General features: G+C 61.5%; 18 protein-coding genes. 9 read left to right on the forward strand and 9 right to left on the reverse strand.

The genetic code is table 11. The annotated features are described in order from the left end of the window. Positions 1-152: 152 nt before the first annotated feature. Both IFT66_RS13285 and acnA read right to left on the reverse strand, forming a co-directional pair. On the reverse strand, positions 153-890 hold the full coding sequence (locus IFT66_RS13285; protein WP_062462359.1) for a sulfite exporter TauE/SafE family protein: 738 nt from the start codon (positions 888-890) through the stop codon (positions 153-155). A 226-nt stretch (positions 891-1,116) separates the two neighbouring features. Next, positions 1,117-3,810 carry an aconitate hydratase AcnA gene (gene acnA / locus IFT66_RS13290; RefSeq protein ID WP_192077853.1) on the reverse strand — a complete coding sequence of 898 codons (2,694 nt, stop codon included), beginning with the start codon at positions 3,808-3,810 and terminating at the stop codon, positions 1,117-1,119. Between the two features lie 281 nt (positions 3,811-4,091). Here acnA and ccmA point away from each other — a divergent pair, with 281 nt between their 5' ends. From ccmA to IFT66_RS13315, 5 genes are read left to right on the forward strand one after another with little or no spacing between them, the layout of a single operon-like run. After that, complete coding sequence (gene ccmA / locus IFT66_RS13295; protein ID WP_192077854.1) at positions 4,092-4,736, forward strand: heme ABC exporter ATP-binding protein CcmA; 645 nt, start codon at positions 4,092-4,094, stop codon at positions 4,734-4,736. Further along, entirely contained in the window at positions 4,736-5,395 is a 660-nt protein-coding gene (gene ccmB / locus IFT66_RS13300; RefSeq protein ID WP_192077855.1) for a heme exporter protein CcmB, read from the forward strand. Before ccmA ends, ccmB begins: the two co-directional genes overlap by 1 nt. A gap of 41 nt (positions 5,396-5,436) precedes the next feature. Next, entirely contained in the window at positions 5,437-6,207 is a 771-nt protein-coding gene (locus IFT66_RS13305; RefSeq protein WP_446737891.1) for a heme ABC transporter permease, read from the forward strand. A 1-nt stretch (position 6,208) separates the two neighbouring features. Further along, on the forward strand, positions 6,209-6,394 hold the full coding sequence (gene ccmD / locus IFT66_RS13310) for a heme exporter protein CcmD (protein ID WP_192077856.1): 186 nt from the start codon (positions 6,209-6,211) through the stop codon (positions 6,392-6,394). Next, positions 6,391-7,005, forward strand: coding sequence for a DsbE family thiol:disulfide interchange protein (locus tag IFT66_RS13315; RefSeq protein ID WP_192077857.1), 615 nt, complete (start codon positions 6,391-6,393; stop codon positions 7,003-7,005). Before ccmD ends, IFT66_RS13315 begins: the two co-directional genes overlap by 4 nt. 36 nt (positions 7,006-7,041) lie before the next feature. Here IFT66_RS13315 and IFT66_RS13320 read toward each other — a convergent pair whose 3' ends face one another. The 7 genes from IFT66_RS13320 to IFT66_RS13350 form a co-directional block, all read right to left on the reverse strand. Beyond that, positions 7,042-7,617, reverse strand: a complete 576-nt coding sequence (locus IFT66_RS13320; protein ID WP_446737903.1) for a DUF2585 domain-containing protein — start codon at positions 7,615-7,617, stop codon at positions 7,042-7,044. A gap of 8 nt (positions 7,618-7,625) precedes the next feature. Further along, positions 7,626-8,276, reverse strand: coding sequence for a septation protein A (locus tag IFT66_RS13325; protein ID WP_192077859.1), 651 nt, complete (start codon positions 8,274-8,276; stop codon positions 7,626-7,628). A 55-nt stretch (positions 8,277-8,331) separates the two neighbouring features. Continuing rightward, positions 8,332-9,708, reverse strand: coding sequence for a signal recognition particle-docking protein FtsY (gene ftsY, locus IFT66_RS13330; protein WP_192077860.1), 1,377 nt, complete (start codon positions 9,706-9,708; stop codon positions 8,332-8,334). 16 nt (positions 9,709-9,724) lie between these two features. Further along, positions 9,725-11,011: a tRNA (N(6)-L-threonylcarbamoyladenosine(37)-C(2))-methylthiotransferase MtaB gene (mtaB, locus tag IFT66_RS13335; protein WP_192077861.1), complete on the reverse strand. Its 1,287-nt coding sequence runs from the start codon at positions 11,009-11,011 to the stop codon at positions 9,725-9,727. Beyond that, entirely contained in the window at positions 11,008-11,928 is a 921-nt protein-coding gene (gene dapF / locus IFT66_RS13340) for a diaminopimelate epimerase (protein WP_192077862.1), read from the reverse strand. Before dapF ends, mtaB begins: the two co-directional genes overlap by 4 nt. A 112-nt stretch (positions 11,929-12,040) precedes the next feature. After that, entirely contained in the window at positions 12,041-12,628 is a 588-nt protein-coding gene (locus tag IFT66_RS13345; protein ID WP_092659269.1) for a biliverdin-producing heme oxygenase, read from the reverse strand. A gap of 63 nt (positions 12,629-12,691) precedes the next feature. Continuing rightward, entirely contained in the window at positions 12,692-13,765 is a 1,074-nt protein-coding gene (locus tag IFT66_RS13350) for an MBL fold metallo-hydrolase (RefSeq protein ID WP_192077863.1), read from the reverse strand. A 406-nt stretch (positions 13,766-14,171) separates the two neighbouring features. On the opposite strand from IFT66_RS13350, the gene ffh reads away from it, so the two are divergent. The 4 genes from ffh to rimM all read left to right on the forward strand — a co-directional run bounded on the left by ffh (position 14,172) and on the right by rimM (position 17,197). Next, positions 14,172-15,749 carry a signal recognition particle protein gene (ffh, locus tag IFT66_RS13355; protein WP_113165678.1) on the forward strand — a complete coding sequence of 526 codons (1,578 nt, stop codon included), beginning with the start codon at positions 14,172-14,174 and terminating at the stop codon, positions 15,747-15,749. A 12-nt stretch (positions 15,750-15,761) separates the two neighbouring features. Continuing rightward, complete coding sequence (locus IFT66_RS13360) at positions 15,762-16,076, forward strand: chorismate mutase (RefSeq protein ID WP_062462309.1); 315 nt, start codon at positions 15,762-15,764, stop codon at positions 16,074-16,076. Between the two features lie 57 nt (positions 16,077-16,133). Beyond that, entirely contained in the window at positions 16,134-16,499 is a 366-nt protein-coding gene (gene rpsP, locus IFT66_RS13365) for a 30S ribosomal protein S16 (protein WP_062462306.1), read from the forward strand. Between the two features lie 131 nt (positions 16,500-16,630). After that, entirely contained in the window at positions 16,631-17,197 is a 567-nt protein-coding gene (rimM, locus tag IFT66_RS13370) for a ribosome maturation factor RimM (RefSeq protein WP_192077864.1), read from the forward strand. Positions 17,198-17,200 lie beyond the last annotated feature (3 nt).

Below are 17,200 nucleotides of genomic sequence, written 5' to 3' on the forward strand. Positions count from 1 at the left end.
TTTGTTATCCACGATTGCGAGGGGCAATCAAGGCCATAACGGTGGGACGCCGGATAAGTAACCGCGGCACCGGTTCAAGAGGAAGTCACGAACGGGTGAGGATCCGACATGTGATCGCTCTCTGCGATCGCGTGTCCGGCCCGTTCCGCCTGTTAGAAAAAGCTCAGCAATCCCTGGGTCAGGTAGACCGCGCCGACGCCGGTCACCACCCATCGGGTCCAGCTCCGAAAATTGGCGTCCGTCATCTTTTGCAGGATACCATTGCCCGCCCGAGCGCCCAGGATGGCGATCGGCGCGGCGATCAGCACCGCCACCATGTCGACGGTCGGAAGGTTCGAAGCGGCATCCCAGTAGAAGGCGATCTTTGCCAGATGCGAGATCGTCTGGATCGACGCCTTGGTGGCGATGACCTTGCGCCGGTCCATCTCTGTGCGAATGAAGAAGATATCGACCGTCGGACCTGCCACGCCGACGCTGATCGTCATGCCGCCGGACAGCAGTCCAGCCAGAAACGCATGCGAGGGACGGGACGCATCGAGCTGCAGCCTGTTGACCGGCAACCAGACGAGAACAGGCATCAGGCCGACACCGATCAGAACCACGATCAGGCTTGGCATATAGCTCGTCAGAAACAGGATGAGGGCGGAAACCGCCACACCAGAGCACAGGATCGAGAGGATCTTCCAGTCGATATAGGCACGGGAGAACCAGGCGCGGGATCCGTTGGAGACCATCTGGATGACGCCCTGGATCGCGATGGCGGTGCCGACCGGATAGAGAAACAGCAGGACCCACAAGAGGATCAGCCCGCCCGCCATGCCGAAAATCCCAGACAGAAGCGACGTCAGGAAAACCGTAACGGCCATGCCGATAAAAATGATGAGGGACAAGGAATGAAGACCTTAACGTCGGTGGCCAAGGCGAAATGCTCACCACCGCATCCCCGTGCTGGTCAGGGGAATTGAGCGACCCGGCACATGCAAGGTCGGAAAACCGGTTCTCCAGCCCAGGAGTTTGGGCTGACGAAGTCTTGCGAAAAGCACATCCAGGCGGGTGAGCCGATCGCCGTCAAAGAATGTCCACCCGCCGGTCTGACCGGCGGGTGGAGGATTTTTATTAAGCGACAAGATCGCGAAGAACGGTCTGCAGAATGCCGCCGTTGTTCATGTAGATCACCTCGTCCAGCGTATCGATGCGGCAGAGGATGTTGATTTCCTTCACCGAACCGTCGCCATAGGTGATCTTTGCGATCTTCCACTCGCGCGGCTTGATATCGCCTTCGAGACCGACGATCTCGACCGTCTCGTCACCCTTGAGGTCGAGCGAAGCCCAGGTCACGCCCTCTTCGAAGACGAACGGGACGACGCCCATGCCGACCAGGTTGGAGCGGTGGATACGCTCGAACGACTGGGCGATGACTGCCTTGACGCCGAGCAGGTTGGTGCCCTTTGCAGCCCAGTCACGCGAGGAGCCGTTGCCGTATTCGACGCCGGCGAAGATGACCAGCGGCGTGCCCTCGTCCTTGTACTTCATGGCCGCATCGTAAATCGACATCTCTTCCTTGGACGGATAGTGGATGGTGTAGCCACCTTCCTTGCCGTTCGGGCCGAGCATGTGGTTGCGGATGCGGATGTTGGCGAACGTGCCGCGCATCATGACTTCGTGATTGCCGCGACGCGTGCCGTACTGGTTGAAGTCGGCAACGGCGACGCCGTTCTCCGAAAGGTAAGCACCAGCTGGCGAAGCAGCCTTGATCGAACCGGCCGGCGAGATGTGGTCGGTGGTGATCTTGTCGCCGAACAGGCCAAGCACGCGTGCGCCGTAGATGTTCTTGAGACCGGTTCCCGTCTTGCCCATGCCGACGAAATACGGCGGGTTCTGCACATAGGTCGACTTGTCGTCCCATGCATAGGTGTCGCCGTCAGGGATCTGGACTGCCTGCCAGTTCTCGTCGCCCTTGAACACGTCCGCATACTTGCTCTCGAACAGTTCGCGGGTGACGTATTTCTGGATGAACTCCTGGACTTCCTTGGAGGTCGGCCAGACGTCCTTGAGGAAGACCGGCTGGCCATCGCTGCCGATGCCGAGCGGTTCCGTGGTCAGGTCCTTGCGCACCGAGCCGGCCAGCGCATAAGCGACGACGAGCGGCGGCGAAGCCAGGTAGTTGGCCTGGACGTCAGGCGAGATACGGCCTTCGAAATTGCGGTTGCCGGAGAGAACGCCGGCAGCAATCAGACCCTTGTCGTTGATCGTCTTGGAGATCGGCGCCGGCAGAGGACCGGAATTGCCGATGCAGGTCGTGCAGCCGAAGCCGACGAGGTTGAAGCCGATCGCATCGAGCGAATCCTGCAGGCCGGACTTGGCGAGATATTCGCCAACAACCTGGGATCCCGGTGCAAGCGAGGTCTTGACCCAAGGCTTGGACGTCAGACCCTTGGCGACTGCGTTGCGGGCGAGAAGGCCTGCAGCGATCAGCACCGATGGGTTGGACGTGTTGGTGCAGGACGTGATGGCGGCAATCGCCACATCGCCATGGCCAAGATCGTAATCCGTGCCTTCGACCGGGTAGCGGTTTTCAAGCTGGCCGGGCTTCTTGTAGTCGGTGTCCATCGAGCCGGCGAAACCGGAGGCGATGTTCTCGAGCGAGATGCGACCTTCCGGACGCTTCGGGCCGGCCATCGAAGGCACGACGTCGTTGAGGTCGAGTTCCAGTGTGTCGGTGAAGACCAGCTCGGCACCGTCGGTGTCGCGCCACATGCCCTGAGCCTTCGAATAGGCTTCAACGAGCGCAATGCGCTCCTTGGTGCGACCGGACATGTGGAGGTAGCTGACGGTTTCGGCATCGACCGGGAAGAAGCCGCAGGTTGCGCCGTATTCCGGACCCATGTTGCCGATCGTCGCGCGGTCTGCGACCGGCATGTTATCCATGCCTGGGCCGAAGAATTCGACGAATTTGGAAACCACGCCCTTCTTGCGCAGCATCTGCACGACTGTCAGCACGAGGTCGGTCGCCGTAACGCCTTCCTTGAGCTTGCCGGTCAGCTTGAAGCCGATGACTTCAGGCAGAAGCATGGAGACAGGCTGGCCGAGCATCGAGGCTTCCGCTTCGATACCGCCGACGCCCCAGCCGAGAACGCCAAGACCGTTGATCATGGTCGTGTGCGAATCGGTGCCGACGCAGGTATCCGGATAAGCGACGGTTTCGCCGTCCTCTTCACTGGTCCAGACCGTCTGGCCGAGATATTCGAAGTTCACCTGGTGGCAGATGCCGGTGCCGGGCGGAACGACGCGGAAATTCTTGAACGCCTGCTGGCCCCACTTGAGGAAGCGGTAACGCTCGCCGTTGCGCTCGTATTCGAGCTCGACGTTGCGGGCAAAAGCGGTCGGCGTGCCGAATTCGTCGACGATGACCGAGTGGTCGATGACGAGATCGACCGGAACCAGCGGGTTGATCTTTTCAGGATCGCCGCCGAGTGCCTTGATGCCGTCGCGCATGGCTGCGAGATCGACGACTGCCGGAACGCCGGTGAAGTCCTGCATCAGCACGCGGGCTGGACGATAAGCGATCTCAGCCTCGGCCAGACCCTTGTTGTTGAGCCATTCGGCAACCGACAGGATCTGGTCCTTGGTAACGGACTTTCCGTCTTCGAAGCGCAACAGGTTTTCAAGCAGAACCTTCATCGAGAAGGGCAGCTTGGAAACGTCCGGCAGACCATTCTGCTCGGCTTTCGGAAGGCTGTAATAGACATAGTCCTTACCGCCTACGGTAAGGACGGAGCGACAATTGAAACTGTCGACAGATTTAGCCACGGATAAACCCCGCTGATGTAAGAGCCAACACGCGCGTGCGGACGCCTATGCACTTCATGCACATCAGGATGCGGGTACGACCATTTCCGCTGTCCGCACGAAAGGACTTTTGAAGATCCTCAAGTTCGGCGCTAGATGAAAATCACGCCGGCCGCTGGCGTGTTGCGATGCTTATAGATAATTTCTAAGAAGCGTTCCAGACACTTTGACGCAGGTCGCCAAACATTTTTTGGCAGCGATGTGATCGAAGGCTTAATCCGGCCCGAAAAGGCATAGACCATATGCGGCTGATTGCCGAAAATCTGAGCGCCCGGCGCGGCGAAGATCTGATCTTCCGGGGCGTCTCCTTCGCACTGTCTGGCGGCGAAAGCCTTGTTCTGACGGGGAAAAACGGATCAGGAAAATCCACGCTGCTGCGCGTCGTCGCAGGCCTCCTGCGCCCCGAAAGCGGCACCGTCACCTGGCAGGAGGACACGGCCGAAAAGGGCATGCGGGTCGCCGAAGCCTGTCACTACCTCGGTCACCGCAACGCCATGAAAGCCGAGCTTTCCGTGCATGAGAACCTGACATTCTGGCAGCAGTTTTTCGGCCACTCGCCGCACGGCGACCGTCTCTCGGTCGATGAAGCGGCCGATGCGGTCGGGCTTTCCGACATCACCCACCTGCCGTTCGGATATCTTTCCGCCGGCCAGCAGCGCCGCATGGCATTTGCCAAGCTTCTCGTCTCCTATCGGCCGGTCTGGATCCTCGATGAACCGACCGCGGCACTCGACGTGAGTGCGGAACGCGTGTTCACCGGGCTGATCGAATCACATCTCCGAAACGGCGGCATCCTGATCGCCGCCACCCACCAACCGCTCGGGCTGGAGAACGCCCAGGAATTGCAGATGGCGGGTTTTGCCAGCTTTGCGGAGGAGGTCTGGTGATGACCGCTCTCCTTCTGCGCGATCTGAAGCTCTCCGTGCGTGCCGGCGGTGGCGCGCTGATCGGCGTCTTGTTCTTCATCACGGTTGTCGCCGTCATTCCCTTCGGTGTTGGTCCCGATCTCAACCTGCTGTCTCGAATCGGTCCGGCGATCGTCTGGATCGGAGCGCTTCTCTCCGCCCTGCTCGGCCTCGACCGGATGTTCCAGACCGACCGCGAGGATGGATCGCTGGACGTGATGCTAATGCAGGAACATCCGCTGGTTCTGACCGTGCTCGTCAAATGCCTCGCCCACTGGATCGGCAACGGCCTGCCGCTGGTCATCGCCTCGCCGCTGCTTGGCCTTTTCATGAACATGGACGAAGTGGCGATCGGCGCCACCATGCTGACGCTTCTGGTCGGCACGCCGGCGCTCACCTTCATCGGTGCCGTCGGCGCAGCTGTGGCGGTCACCCTGCCGCGCGGCGGGCTGCTTGTCTCGATCCTCGTCCTGCCGCTTGCCGTGCCGGTGCTGATCTTCGGGGTCAGCGCTTCCTATGCGGCGGTGGAGGATCCTGCTCCATTCCTGCCGCCTTTTCTGATACTGGTGGCAATCACGATGTTTTTTGCAGTGCTTGGGCCCCTTGGCGCAGCGCTCGCTTTGCGAAACGCCGACGATTGATTAGATGGAACCTCTTCTCGTCTTGAAGTAGAAAAGCCCTGATGTCCGAAAGCCTTGCCATCACCAAATTCAGCGATCTCGCCAACCCGACCCGGTTTCTCGGCCTGGCGTCGCGCGTCCTGCCCTGGCTGTCGGCGGTGACCGCGATTCTATTTGCAGCAGGCCTCTATCTGAGCTTTGCCGGCGAAGGCGACTATCAGCAGGGGCTGACGGTTCGCATCATGTATGTGCACGTGCCCGCGGCATGGCTGTCGATGATGTGCTACACGGTGATGGCGCTTTCGGCGATCGGCACGCTCGTCTGGCGCCATCCGCTGGCGGACGTTGCCCACAAGACCGCCGCCCCGCTCGGCGCCGCTTTTACGCTGATCGCTCTTGCCACCGGCTCGCTCTGGGGCAAGCCGATGTGGGGAACCTGGTGGGTCTGGGACGCGCGGCTCACCTCCGTCTTCGTGCTGTTCCTGATGTATCTCGGCCTGATCGCGCTCAACCGCGCCATGGATGATCCGGGCAAGGCCGCCCGCCTTTGCGCCATCCTCATTCTGGTCGGCTTCGTCAATATTCCGATCATCAAGTTCTCGGTTGACTGGTGGAACACGCTGCATCAGCCGGCAAGCGTCATTCGCATGGGCGGATCGAGCATCGACGGGTCTTTCCTGCGGCCGTTGCTTGTGATGGCACTAGCCTTCACCATGCTGTTCTTCACCCTGCATATCGCCGCCATGCGCAACGAGATCTGGCGTCGCCGCGTGTCGGCGCAGCGCCGGATGGCGGCAAGAATGGCCGGCCAGACGGTTGAGAAGAGCGCCTGACATGAGCCACACATTCTATATCGCCATGTCCTATGGAATTGCCGGCCTCATCTCGCTCTGTCTGATCGCCTGGGTCTGGCTCGATGGCCGCGCCCGCCGCCGGGAACTTGCGCAGCTCGAGGCCGCCGGCATCCGCCGCCGCTCGGCAACGGCAACGGCAACGGCGCCGGAAGGCGGCAAGGCATGAGCGCCGAACCCTCGTCCTCGCAGGATACCCAGCCGAAGCGCCGCGGTCTCGCCCGTTACGCCTTCGCGCTCATCCCGCTCCTTGCCTTTGCAGGCTTTGCCGCAATCGCCGGCAAGATGCTATACGACCAGGATGTCAACGGACGCGACATCTCCGCCATTCCGTCAGCCCTGATCGGCAAGAAAGCGCCGTCGCTTGCGCTACCGCCTCTCGAGGGCTCGCAGACCGCGGCGCTGACCTCCTCGGCCATTTCAGGCAAGCTGACGCTGGTCAATGTTTTCGCCTCCTGGTGCGTCCCCTGCCGGCAGGAACATCCGATCCTGAAGCAACTGGCTGAAGACAGCCGGCTCACCATCGTCGGCATCAACTACAAGGACCGCAACGACAACGCGCTTCGCTTCCTCGGCGAGCTCGGAAACCCCTACAAGGCGATCGGCATCGATCCGAACGGCAAGTCCGCGATCGACTGGGGCGTCTACGGCATTCCGGAAAGCTATCTCGTCGGCCCCGACGGCACGATCCTCTACAAGAAGGTCGGCCCCTTCGACACCCGCAGCGTCACCCAGGATCTGCTACCGGCAATCGAAAAAGCGGCAGCGGGAAAAGGCTAAATCAGCGCTTGCTCGCGCTAAACCTTGTTCAACGCCTCAAACCGCGTTTTGCCAGACCTTGATGGCCTCCACAGGCCAGACCAGCATCAGCACGTTGAGGACGAGGTTGTCGCGGATTAGCCAGCCGGTGAAGAGTTCGAAGAACAGGGCGATGCACACTGTCACCCAGACGGGTGCACGTGCGGCAAATAGGAAGCCGAGCGCCATGAACACCGTATCCATCGCCGAGTTGATGATGCTGTCGCCCGAATACCCCAGCGCCATCGTCGCGGTCCGGTAGCGGTCGATGATGACGGGCGAATTTTCGGCGATCTCCCACGCGGCCTCGAGGAGGACGGCAAGCGAGAGCCGGGCCGGCACCGACGCCCGGCGCAGGATCAGCCAGCCGAGCCCGTAGAACAGAAAGCCGTGGATGATGTGGGACGGCACATACCAGTCCCCCAGATGCTGGGAATTGCCTGACGAATTCACATCAGGCTCGAACAGTTTGATATAGCCGCATTCGCAGATCGGAACGCGGCCCATCGCATAGAGAATGGTGATCTGCGCCACAAACAGCGCCAGCGCTGCGACAAGCCAGCGCCGTCCGGATGAACCGCTTGGCGGAAGCACCAGGGCAGTCACGCCTCGGAACCTGATTTCGGCTCTTCGACGGAGTGGCGCATGATCAGCGGCATCTGCGAAAGGGTGAACAGGATGGTGATCGGCATCGTGCCCCAGACCTTGAAGTTGACCCAGGCCTCGTCGGAGAAATTGCGCCAGACCACTTCGTTGAGGACGGCGAGAAACAGGAAGAAGATCCCCCAGCGCAGGGTGAGCTTTCTCCAGCCCTCTTCATTCAGGCTGAAGGCGGCATTGAAGACATAGCCGAGCAGCGACTTGCCGAAGAAAAGCCCGCCGAGCAGCACCACGCCGAACAGCGTGTTGACGATGGTCGGCTTCATCTTGATGAAGGTTTCGTCCTGCAGCCAGATCGACAGCGACCCGAACACCATGACGACCACGCCCGACACGAAGGGCATGACCGGCAGATGCTTGAAGACGATCTTGGAGATCACCAGCGAGATCACCGTGGCGACCATGAACAGCGCGGTTGCCACCAGAAGCGGGCCGCCGACGGCCGAAAGTGCCGGGAATTTCTGCACCAGCCATTCGCCGCGCAGGTTGCCGAAGAAGAACACCAGGAGCGGCCCGAGCTCCAGCGCCATTTTCAGGCCCGGATGCTGCTTTTCTTCCTTGGTCGGCTTGGTGTCGCTTTCAATCGTCTGCATGGGGTCCAACTTCAAAGCCAGCGGTTGCCTGGAGCAAAATCGTTTCTGTGTGTCATCAATGCGGCGCGGGCGCTAGCCCGGCAATCGCTTCGGCGAAATCCTTGGCCTCGAAAGGCTCGAGATCGTCGACCCCTTCGCCGACGCCGACGAAATAGACCGGCAGCTTGTGCTTGGCGGCGATCGCGACAAGGATACCGCCGCGCGCGGTGCCGTCGAGCTTGGTCATGATCAGACCGCTGACGCCGGCGATATTGCGGAAGATCTCGACCTGGTTCATCGCGTTCTGGCCGGTCGTCGCATCGAGCGTCTGCAGCACCGTATGCGGAGCGTCCGGATCGAGCTTGTTCAGCACCCGCACGATCTTTTCGAGTTCCGCCATCAACTCGGTCTTGTTCTGTAACCGGCCTGCGGTGTCGATGATCAGCACGTCCGACTTGTTGGCACGCGCCTGCTCGAAAGCGTCATAGGCAAGGCCTGCCGCATCGGCGCCGAGCTTGGTGCCGATGAACTGCGATCCCGTCCGGTCGGCCCAGATCTTCAGCTGTTCGATGGCAGCGGCACGGAACGTATCGCCGGCGGCCAGCATCACCTTCAGCCCCGAGCCCGAAAGTTTCGCCGCAAGCTTGCCGATCGTCGTCGTCTTGCCGGTGCCATTGACGCCGACCACGAGAATGACATGCGGCTTGTGGCTGAGATCGAGCTGCAACGGCTTGGCAACCGGCGTCAGCACCTTGGTGATCTCAGCCGACATGATGCGCGACACATCCTCGCCGGTCACGTCCTTGCCGTAGCGCTCGGAAGACAGCGTGCCGGTGATCCGCATTGCAGTCTCGACGCCGAGATCGGCCTGGATCAACAGGTCCTCGAGATCCTCGAGCGTCTGGTCGTCCAGCTTGCGCTTGGTAAACAGCGCCGCGATCTGGCCGGTGAGCTGCGACGAGGTCCTTGACAGACCTTCGCGCAGACGCTGGAACCAGGTGAGTTTGGCCGGCGGTACGATGGTGACGGTTTCCGGTGCCGCACTGGCAGTGGAAAAGCCCTTGGGAAGAACGGGCGCCGGCAGCGGGGCGGAATCAACATCTGCCGCCGCTTCGGCTTCGAGCAGCGACAGCGGCACGATGCCTAGTTCGGAGGTTTCCTCGACACCCGGGAGAATGGCAATGTCGTCCTCTGCGGCGGGCTCAGAAAGGGGCTCTTCGACGCCAGCCATATCGGCAGGCGCATCCGACGCCGGTCCGCCGGCAGTCTCCATCTCGATCGCAGCCACCGGATCGATGGCGGCGACAGGCAGGTCTTCCGCGCGCGTCTTTGGTTCCAGCTCCGCCCGGACGGCTTCCGCTTCTGTGATCGGTGCCGGAGCGCGATCTTCGACCTGCTGTTCGGGGGGGACGTCGCCGAAGGTGAAGACGCGTTTGATGAAACTCAGTGCCATAAGAAATCCGTTCCGGTCAGGCCGCCCGCTCTGTGGCGGGAGCGGCCATGACCCGCATGTCGAGATGTTTGCCGTTATGGCCAGTTATCATAATGCGCTGGATGTCCCGGGGAACCAGCCCCGGCACGGCGACCAGCGAAAAGTTTTCGGTATGCGCCAGGCCGTTGTTTTCAACGATGACGATCTGTTCGGTCCCCACCATGCGGTCGAGGTGGGCATTATGCAACGCTTCACCCGTTGCACGAAGTCGCGCGGCGCGCTCCTTGACCAGTGCCCGGTCGAGCTGCGGCATCCGCGCGGCCGGCGTTCCGGGACGCGGGCTATAGGGGAAAACATGGAGAAAGGAAATGCCGGCGCCTCGCGCAAGCGTCGCCGAATTTTCAAACATCTCTTCCGTCTCGGTCGGAAAACCGGCGATCATGTCGGCGCCGAATGCGATCTCGGGCCGTAAGCGCCGTGCCTGTTCGACAAAGTCCAAGGCTTCGCGGCGACTGTGGCGGCGCTTCATCCGCTTGAGGATCATGTCGTCGCCATGCTGCAGGGAAAGATGCAGATGCGGCATGAAGCGCGGCTCGTCGGCGATCAGATCCCAGAGGTGGTTGTCCGCTTCGATACTGTCGATCGACGACAGCCGCAGCCGCAGGATCTCAGGCACCTGCTTCAAAAGCGTCTTCGCAAGAAGCCCGAGCGTCGGCTGGCCGGGAAGGTCGGCGCCGTAGCTGGTGGCATCGACGCCGGTCAGCACGATCTCGCGATACCCGCCTTCGACAAGCCTGCGCGCCTGTTCGACGACCGCGCCCATCGGCACCGAACGGGAATTGCCGCGACCGTAGGGAATGATGCAGAAGGTGCAGCGATGGTCGCAGCCGTTCTGGACCTGGATGAAGGCCCTCACGTGACCGTCGATATGACGGATCATCTGTGGCGCCGTCGCCTTGATGCTCATGATGTCGTTGACGCGCAGCTTTTCTTCCGACGACACGCCGAAATCCGGAAGCGCGCGGTAGGACTGGCTGTTCAGCTTTTCCTCGTTGCCGAGCACCATGTCCACTTCGGGCATGTCGGCAAACGCCTGCTTTTCGGTCTGGGCGGCGCATCCCGTGACGACGATACGGGCATGCGGATTGTCACGGCGCACGCGGCGGATCGTCTGGCGGGCTTGGCGCACCGCTTCGGACGTTACCGCACAAGTATTGACCAGCACGGCATTGTTGAGCCCGGCCTTTTCGGCCTCCGCCCGCATCACTTCCGATTCGTAGGTGTTCAGCCGACAGCCAAAGGTGATGACCTCGACGCCACTCAATGGACCTTCGCCCCTTGGTAAGCGCCCTGCCCGACTTCCTCGTCACGCGAAAATTCACCGGTGACCGGATCGACCTTGCCGGACCATTCCCATTCCGCAGGGCCGGTCATCACCACGTGATCGTCTTCACGCCACTCGATGACGAGCGGCTGCCGGGTGGGCGCTGAGGCAACGTCGATGGTCACGGTGCGACCCGTGCGGCCGGTGCGCGCAGCGGACACGCCGGCGGCACAGGCGGCGGAGCCGCAGGCAAGCGTCAGCCCCGCGCCGCGTTCCCATGTGCGGGTGCGCAGCGATGTTTCCGATGTCACCTGCGCCAGCGTGATATTCGCCTTTTCAGGAAAGATCGGATGGTTTTCGAGAAGCGGTCCGAACCGTTCCAGATCGAAGTTCATGGGATCGCGATCAACCCAGAAGATCGCATGCGGATTGCCGATCGCCATCGCAGACGGCGAATGCAGGATCGGCGCATCGATCGGGCCGATCTGCAGCTCGATCCGGCTGGTGTCGTAGAATTCTTCCGACAACGGGATCTTGTCCCAGGCAAAGGCCGGCTTGCCCATATCGACCGAGATCGTGCCATCCTCGTGTTCACGGGCATTGAGAATGCCGGCGACAGTCTGGAAGGTGAAAACCTTGCGGCCGGTCTCGGAGCTCAAGGCCTGCACGACGCAGCGCGTGCCGTTGCCGCAGGCCTGCGCCTTGCTGCCGTCGCAGTTCAGGATGTCGATAAACGCATCGGCACCCGCTATCTTCGGATCGTGGATCGCCATGATCTGGTCGAACTGGGTCGCAGCATCCGCGTTCAGCGCAACGGCTGCTTCCGGCGTAACCTTGTCGATGCGACCGCGCATGTCGATGACCAGGATCTTGTTGCCAAGCCCGTTCATGCGCGCAAATTCGACCTGTTCTGCCATGATTGCCAACCCGTGCGGTAATTTACCGGTCATCGGCCGTATATGGCGGAAAACGCCATGAATTGCCAGTAGCGCGCGCAACTTGTGCGGCGAGCGCCATCATCCGATCGTGTCATCCGAAGATCTGGTCGACCAGCGCATGCACCCGGCGGAACGCCGCCCTGGCACCCTCGGCCGCCTCGAGTTCCTCCGCCTCGGTCAGCAGAAGCTCGTTATAGGCCGAAACGAAATTGCGCCAGTGCAGGCCGCGGCCGTCCGTGTGGCCGGCCAGATGCCGCGCACCGAAATCGTCCGACAACCCGAGCTTTGCTGCTTCCTTGCGCAGGAAAGCAGCGCCGAGATTGGAGCCTTCGGCGACGTAGAGCCAGCCGAGCGCGGTCGCAGGATTGAGGGGGCCGGTCGTCGATCCCAGCTGTTCCGGCACGCCGCCGAGATCCGCAATGTCATGGCGAAGCGCTTCCAGCCGGCAACGCTCGGCAAGGCCGGGCAGCAGCCGGTTGAGTTCGGCGGCCGCGTAAAGCGGCGCGACATCGGCGTGAAACCGATGCTGGACGTCGAGAAACAAGGCATAGCGCTCGCGATTGGCGAATGGCTCCGCCCGCATGATCCGCTTGTCGAGCGTATCATGCGTACCCGCTGTCTGCGCCTTGAGGCGCTGGATGCGAGTAGCGTCCGTCAGGCGGTCCAGTTCGATCTGCATATCTTGCCCCATTCACTCATGTTTCCGCATCAAGCAAACTGTGGAGCGGCTCGTCAAGCTCCGTCACGCCGGAACGTCGAAAACCTCACCTGCCCGCATCGGCCGGAATCGTTCACGCGCAATACCACGACTGTCGAGCGCCGCAAACAGCGCCTCGACCGGCTGGTCGATGCCCTCGTCCGTCAGCTTGACCGTGCCCCAATGATGCCCGGCAACAAAGGAGGCTCCGCAAAGCTGCATACCTTCGACGGCTTCCTGCGGATCCTGATGCTGCGCCTTCATGAACCAGCGCGGCTCATAGGCGCCGAACGGCAGGTTCGCGAGGCGGAAAGGACCATGCTTACTGCCCGCGGCGCGATAGTTGACGCCCTCGTGAAATCCGGTATCGCCCACATGATAGACCTTGCCGGCCGGCGTTTCAAACACGAAGGCCGCCCACAACGCCTTGCGCCGGTCACCGAGACCCCGCGCCGACCAGTGATGGCAGGGCTCGCAGTGAAACACGACGCCGGGCGCGACGGTCTCGCTGCCGCCCCGGTCCATGACCGTGATCTTCGCATCCGGCACCTTGGAGCGGATGATCGCATCATTGCCGAGCGGTGTGATGAAATGCGGCTTGTCGCGGCCCTCAAGCACCCACAGCGTCTCGAGATCCATGTGGTCGTAGTGATTGTGGGTAACGAGCACGATATCAATCGGCGGCAGATCACCGATGCGGATACCCGGCGGATTGACCCGCTTGGGCCCGGCGAAGGAGACCGGACTGGCACGCTCCGACCAGACCGGATCGGTCAGAATATTGACGCCGGCAACCTGGATCAGCAGCGACGCATGGCCGACCATGGTGACGACAAGACGATTGCCGGTCACGCGCGTCTCCGGCACGGCCTGCGGAAACGGGCTGGCAAACGTGTCCGGCCAGGGAATATTGCCGTTGCCGAACTTCCAGCGCAGGAGATCGAGAGTTCCGCGCGGCTCCTCTCCGCCGGGATTGAAGAAATGCGTTCCGTCGAAGTGATCGGATACCGGCCCGGAATAATAGCTGTTGGCTGCCATGGCACCTCTTGCGGTCAACCCGCCGGCAAGGGCTACCACTGCGCCGATCCCGGACCATTTGAGAAAATTGCGACGTTTCATGAGGTCTGTTCGATCACCAGGGTTTGCAAGAGCTGCGCCATCAAGGCCACCTCTATCTAGGTACGCATATATCCCCTATAGAATACGGCAATTCGCGCACGGGCGGAAGCTTGCGGCAACATCAGATCTCCGGCATCTCGTCAGCGGACGCCCTCGCCCGCGGCAAAACCCCGGCGCGCCTTGACTTCCACCCCCATTTCCTGTTTAAGCCCGGCAATCTGCTGACAAGTCCGAGAACTTGGAGCCGCCGACCGGGAGCCGAACTATTCGGAAACCCGGAGGTCAACACCCGACAGCGCGTGGCGCCCTCGGGTGCTATTTGGCTTTGCGTACTCCTTGGTGCCTTGTATTTGCCGGCGAAAGAACCGACGTTTTTGGGCACCCGGAAACGAAGAAGGAATACACGATGTTCGAAAACCTCCAGGACCGTCTTGGCTCCATTCTGAATGGACTGACCGGCCGTGGCGCATTGAGCGAAGCGGATGTATCCGCCGCCCTGCGCGAGGTTCGCCGTGCGCTTCTGGAAGCCGACGTGGCGCTGGAAGTGGTGCGCGCCTTTACCGACAAGGTTCGCGAAAAGGCCGTCGGCGCCGAGGTTCTGAAATCGATCAAGCCCGGCCAGATGGTCGTCAAGATCGTCCATGACGAACTGGTCGAAATGCTCGGGACCGAAGGCGTCGGCATCAGCCTGCATGCCGCGGCCCCTGTTGTCATCATGATGGTCGGTCTGCAGGGTTCGGGTAAGACCACGACCACAGGCAAGATCGCCAAGCGGTTGACCGACCGCGAAAAGAAAAAGGTGCTGATGGCGTCGCTCGATACGCGACGTCCGGCAGCTCAGGAACAGTTGCGCCAGCTTGGCGTCCAGACCGGCGTCGATACGCTGCCTGTTATCGCCGGCCAGTCGCCGACCGATATCGCCGCGCGCGCCGTGCAGGCTGCAAAGCTCGGCGGCCACGACGTCGTCATCCTCGACACCGCCGGCCGCACGCATATCGACGAACCGCTGATGGCCGAAATGGCGGAAATCAAGCGGAAGTCCAATCCGCATGAAATCCTGCTGGTCGCCGACTCACTAACTGGCCAGGACGCCGTCAATCTGGCCCGCAATTTCGACGAACGCGTCGGCATTACCGGCCTCGTGCTGACCCGCATGGATGGCGATGGCCGCGGCGGTGCAGCACTTTCGATGCGCGCCGTCACCGGCAAGCCGATCAAGCTGATCGGTGTCGGCGAACGGATGAACGAACTCGAGGAGTTCCATCCCCGCCGCATCGCCGACCGTATTCTCGGCATGGGCGACATCGTCAGCCTCGTCGAAAAGGCAGCTGAAAACATCGACGCGGAAAAAGCCGCGGCGATGGCCAAGAAGATGCAGTCGGGCAAGTTCGACCTGAACGACCTCGCCGACCAGCTGCGCCAGATGAAGTCGCTCGGCGGCATGGGCGGCATCATGGGAATGATGCCCGGCATGGCCGGTATGAAGGACAAGCTTGCCGCGTCCGGCATGAGCGACAAGATGTTCGACCGCCAGATCGCCATCATCGGCTCGATGACGAAGGCCGAACGCGCCAACCCGGATATGCTGAAGCACTCCCGCAAGAAACGCATCGCAGCCGGCTCCGGCACGGACGCGTCCGAAATCAACAAGCTGCTGAAAATGCACCGCCAGATGGCCGACATGATGAAAATGATGGGCGGCAAGGGCAAGGGCGGCATGATGAAGCAGATGATGGGCGGCCTTGCCGGCAAGATGGGTCTTGGTGGCATGGGCGGCGGAATGGGTGGAATGGGCGGCATGCCCGATCTTTCCAAGCTCGATCCCAAGCAGCTGGAAGCCCTGCAGAAGCAGGCTGAAGCTGCCGGCATGAAGCCTGGCTCCATGCCGGGTCTCGGCGGTGGAATGCCGGGTCTTGGCGGCGGAAAGCTCCCCGGCCTCGGCGGCTTCCCCGGTCTTCCCGGCCTGCCTGGCAAGAAGAAGTGAGGGGAGGACGCGATGGTTGACCCTGAGATCAAGGCAAAGCTTTCAAGCTACCGCCAGTCGATCGACAATATCGATGCGGCACTGGTGCATATGCTGGCGGAACGCTTTCGCTGCACCAAGGAAGTGGGCGTCCTCAAAGCCCAATACGATTTGCCGCCGGCAGACCCGGCGCGCGAGGAATACCAGATCGAACGCCTTCGCCGTCTGGCGGACGACGCTCATCTGGATCCGGATTTCGCCGAGAAGTTCCTGAACTTCGTCATCAAGGAAGTCATCCGGCATCATGAAGCCATCGCCGCCGAACACGGCGGTAAGGAAACTGCTTAAACAATAACGACACGGCCCGCCGGGACGGCGGCCCAGACAAACCTAGGAGTGAATACAATGCCCTTGAAGATCCGTCTTGCCCGTGGTGGCTCGAAGAAGCGTCCTTACTACACGATCGTCGTTGCTGACGCCCGTTCGCCGCGTGACGGCCGCTTCCTGGAAAAGGTCGGTTCGTGGAACCCGATGCTTGCCAAGGACGACGCAAAGCGCGTTGAAGTCAACGTAGAGCGCGTTCAGCATTGGCTCGACAACGGCGCACAGCCGACCGACCGCGTTCTGCGCTTCCTCGCAGAAGCCGGCGTTGGCCAGCGCGATGCCAAGAGCAACCCGGAAAAGGCAAAGCCGGGCAAGAAGGCTCAGGAACGCACTGCCGAGCGCGCAAAGAAGATCGAAGACGCCAAGGCAGCTGCTGCCGCGGAATAAGATCCGCTTCTTTTGATTCGACGGGTGGTGCGGCAACGCACCGCCCGTTTTGCTGTTTTCATTCCGCCGAGACTGTTTTCATTTCACTGTGTTGCGCTTAAATGGGCGCGAAGAAACCGGAGCCTTCCCGCATGACCAAGCTCGAAAACCCAGTTCTGATGGCAACGATCGGCGCTGCCCAGGGCCTGCGGGGCGAGGTGCGGGTGAAATCCTTTACAGAGGATCCGACGGCGCTCGGCGACTACGGCAACCTTTACACCGCGGACGGCCGCGTCTTCGAGATCCTCGATATCCGCGAAGCGAAAACAGTCGTCATCGTCCGCTTCCGCGGTATCAACAGCCGCGAGGATGCAGAAGCGCTGAACGGCATCGAGCTGTTCGTCGACCGTGACAACCTGCCGGACGAGGAACTGGACGACGACGAATTCTATTACGCCGACCTCGAGGGCTTGGAAGCCGTCGACAAGGACGGCAAGAGCTTTGGCACGGTCAGCGCCGTGTTCGATTTCGGCGCCGGCGATCTCCTGGAGCTGAAAGGCCCCGGCCGTCGTCCGTCGCTCATTCCGTTTACCGAGGCAGCCGTTCTGGAGATCGATCTCGAAGGCGGCAAGATCCTGATCGATCCCGAAGCTGCGGGCCTGATCGAAAACACGGACGAAGACGGCGCGAACTCGAATTTTCCCCGCAAGGACAAGTGACCG

The sequence above is a fragment of the Rhizobium sp. CFBP 13726 genome, from assembly GCF_014841925.1.
Classification (GTDB): domain Bacteria; phylum Pseudomonadota; class Alphaproteobacteria; order Rhizobiales; family Rhizobiaceae; genus Neorhizobium; species Neorhizobium soli.

Bases quoted from the DNA above. Each gene is read 5' to 3' on its own strand.
- ccmA (WP_192077854.1), top strand. From the start codon at position 4,092: ATGCGGCTGATTGCCGAAAATCTGAGCGCCCGGCGCGGCGAAGATCTG.
- ccmB (WP_192077855.1), top strand. From the start codon at position 4,736: ATGACCGCTCTCCTTCTGCGCGATCTGAAGCTCTCCGTGCGTGCCGGC.
- IFT66_RS13305 (WP_446737891.1), top strand. From the start codon at position 5,437: ATGTCCGAAAGCCTTGCCATCACCAAATTCAGCGATCTCGCCAACCCG.
- ccmD (WP_192077856.1), top strand. From the start codon at position 6,209: ATGAGCCACACATTCTATATCGCCATGTCCTATGGAATTGCCGGCCTC.
- IFT66_RS13315 (WP_192077857.1), top strand. From the start codon at position 6,391: ATGAGCGCCGAACCCTCGTCCTCGCAGGATACCCAGCCGAAGCGCCGC.
- IFT66_RS13325 (WP_192077859.1), bottom strand. From the start codon at position 8,276: ATGCAGACGATTGAAAGCGACACCAAGCCGACCAAGGAAGAAAAGCAG.
- ftsY (WP_192077860.1), bottom strand. From the start codon at position 9,708: ATGGCACTGAGTTTCATCAAACGCGTCTTCACCTTCGGCGACGTCCCC.
- dapF (WP_192077862.1), bottom strand. From the start codon at position 11,928: ATGGCAGAACAGGTCGAATTTGCGCGCATGAACGGGCTTGGCAACAAG.
- IFT66_RS13345 (WP_092659269.1), bottom strand. From the start codon at position 12,628: ATGCAGATCGAACTGGACCGCCTGACGGACGCTACTCGCATCCAGCGC.
- IFT66_RS13350 (WP_192077863.1), bottom strand. From the start codon at position 13,765: ATGAAACGTCGCAATTTTCTCAAATGGTCCGGGATCGGCGCAGTGGTA.
- ffh (WP_113165678.1), top strand. From the start codon at position 14,172: ATGTTCGAAAACCTCCAGGACCGTCTTGGCTCCATTCTGAATGGACTG.
- IFT66_RS13360 (WP_062462309.1), top strand. From the start codon at position 15,762: ATGGTTGACCCTGAGATCAAGGCAAAGCTTTCAAGCTACCGCCAGTCG.
- rpsP (WP_062462306.1), top strand. From the start codon at position 16,134: ATGCCCTTGAAGATCCGTCTTGCCCGTGGTGGCTCGAAGAAGCGTCCT.
- rimM (WP_192077864.1), top strand. From the start codon at position 16,631: ATGACCAAGCTCGAAAACCCAGTTCTGATGGCAACGATCGGCGCTGCC.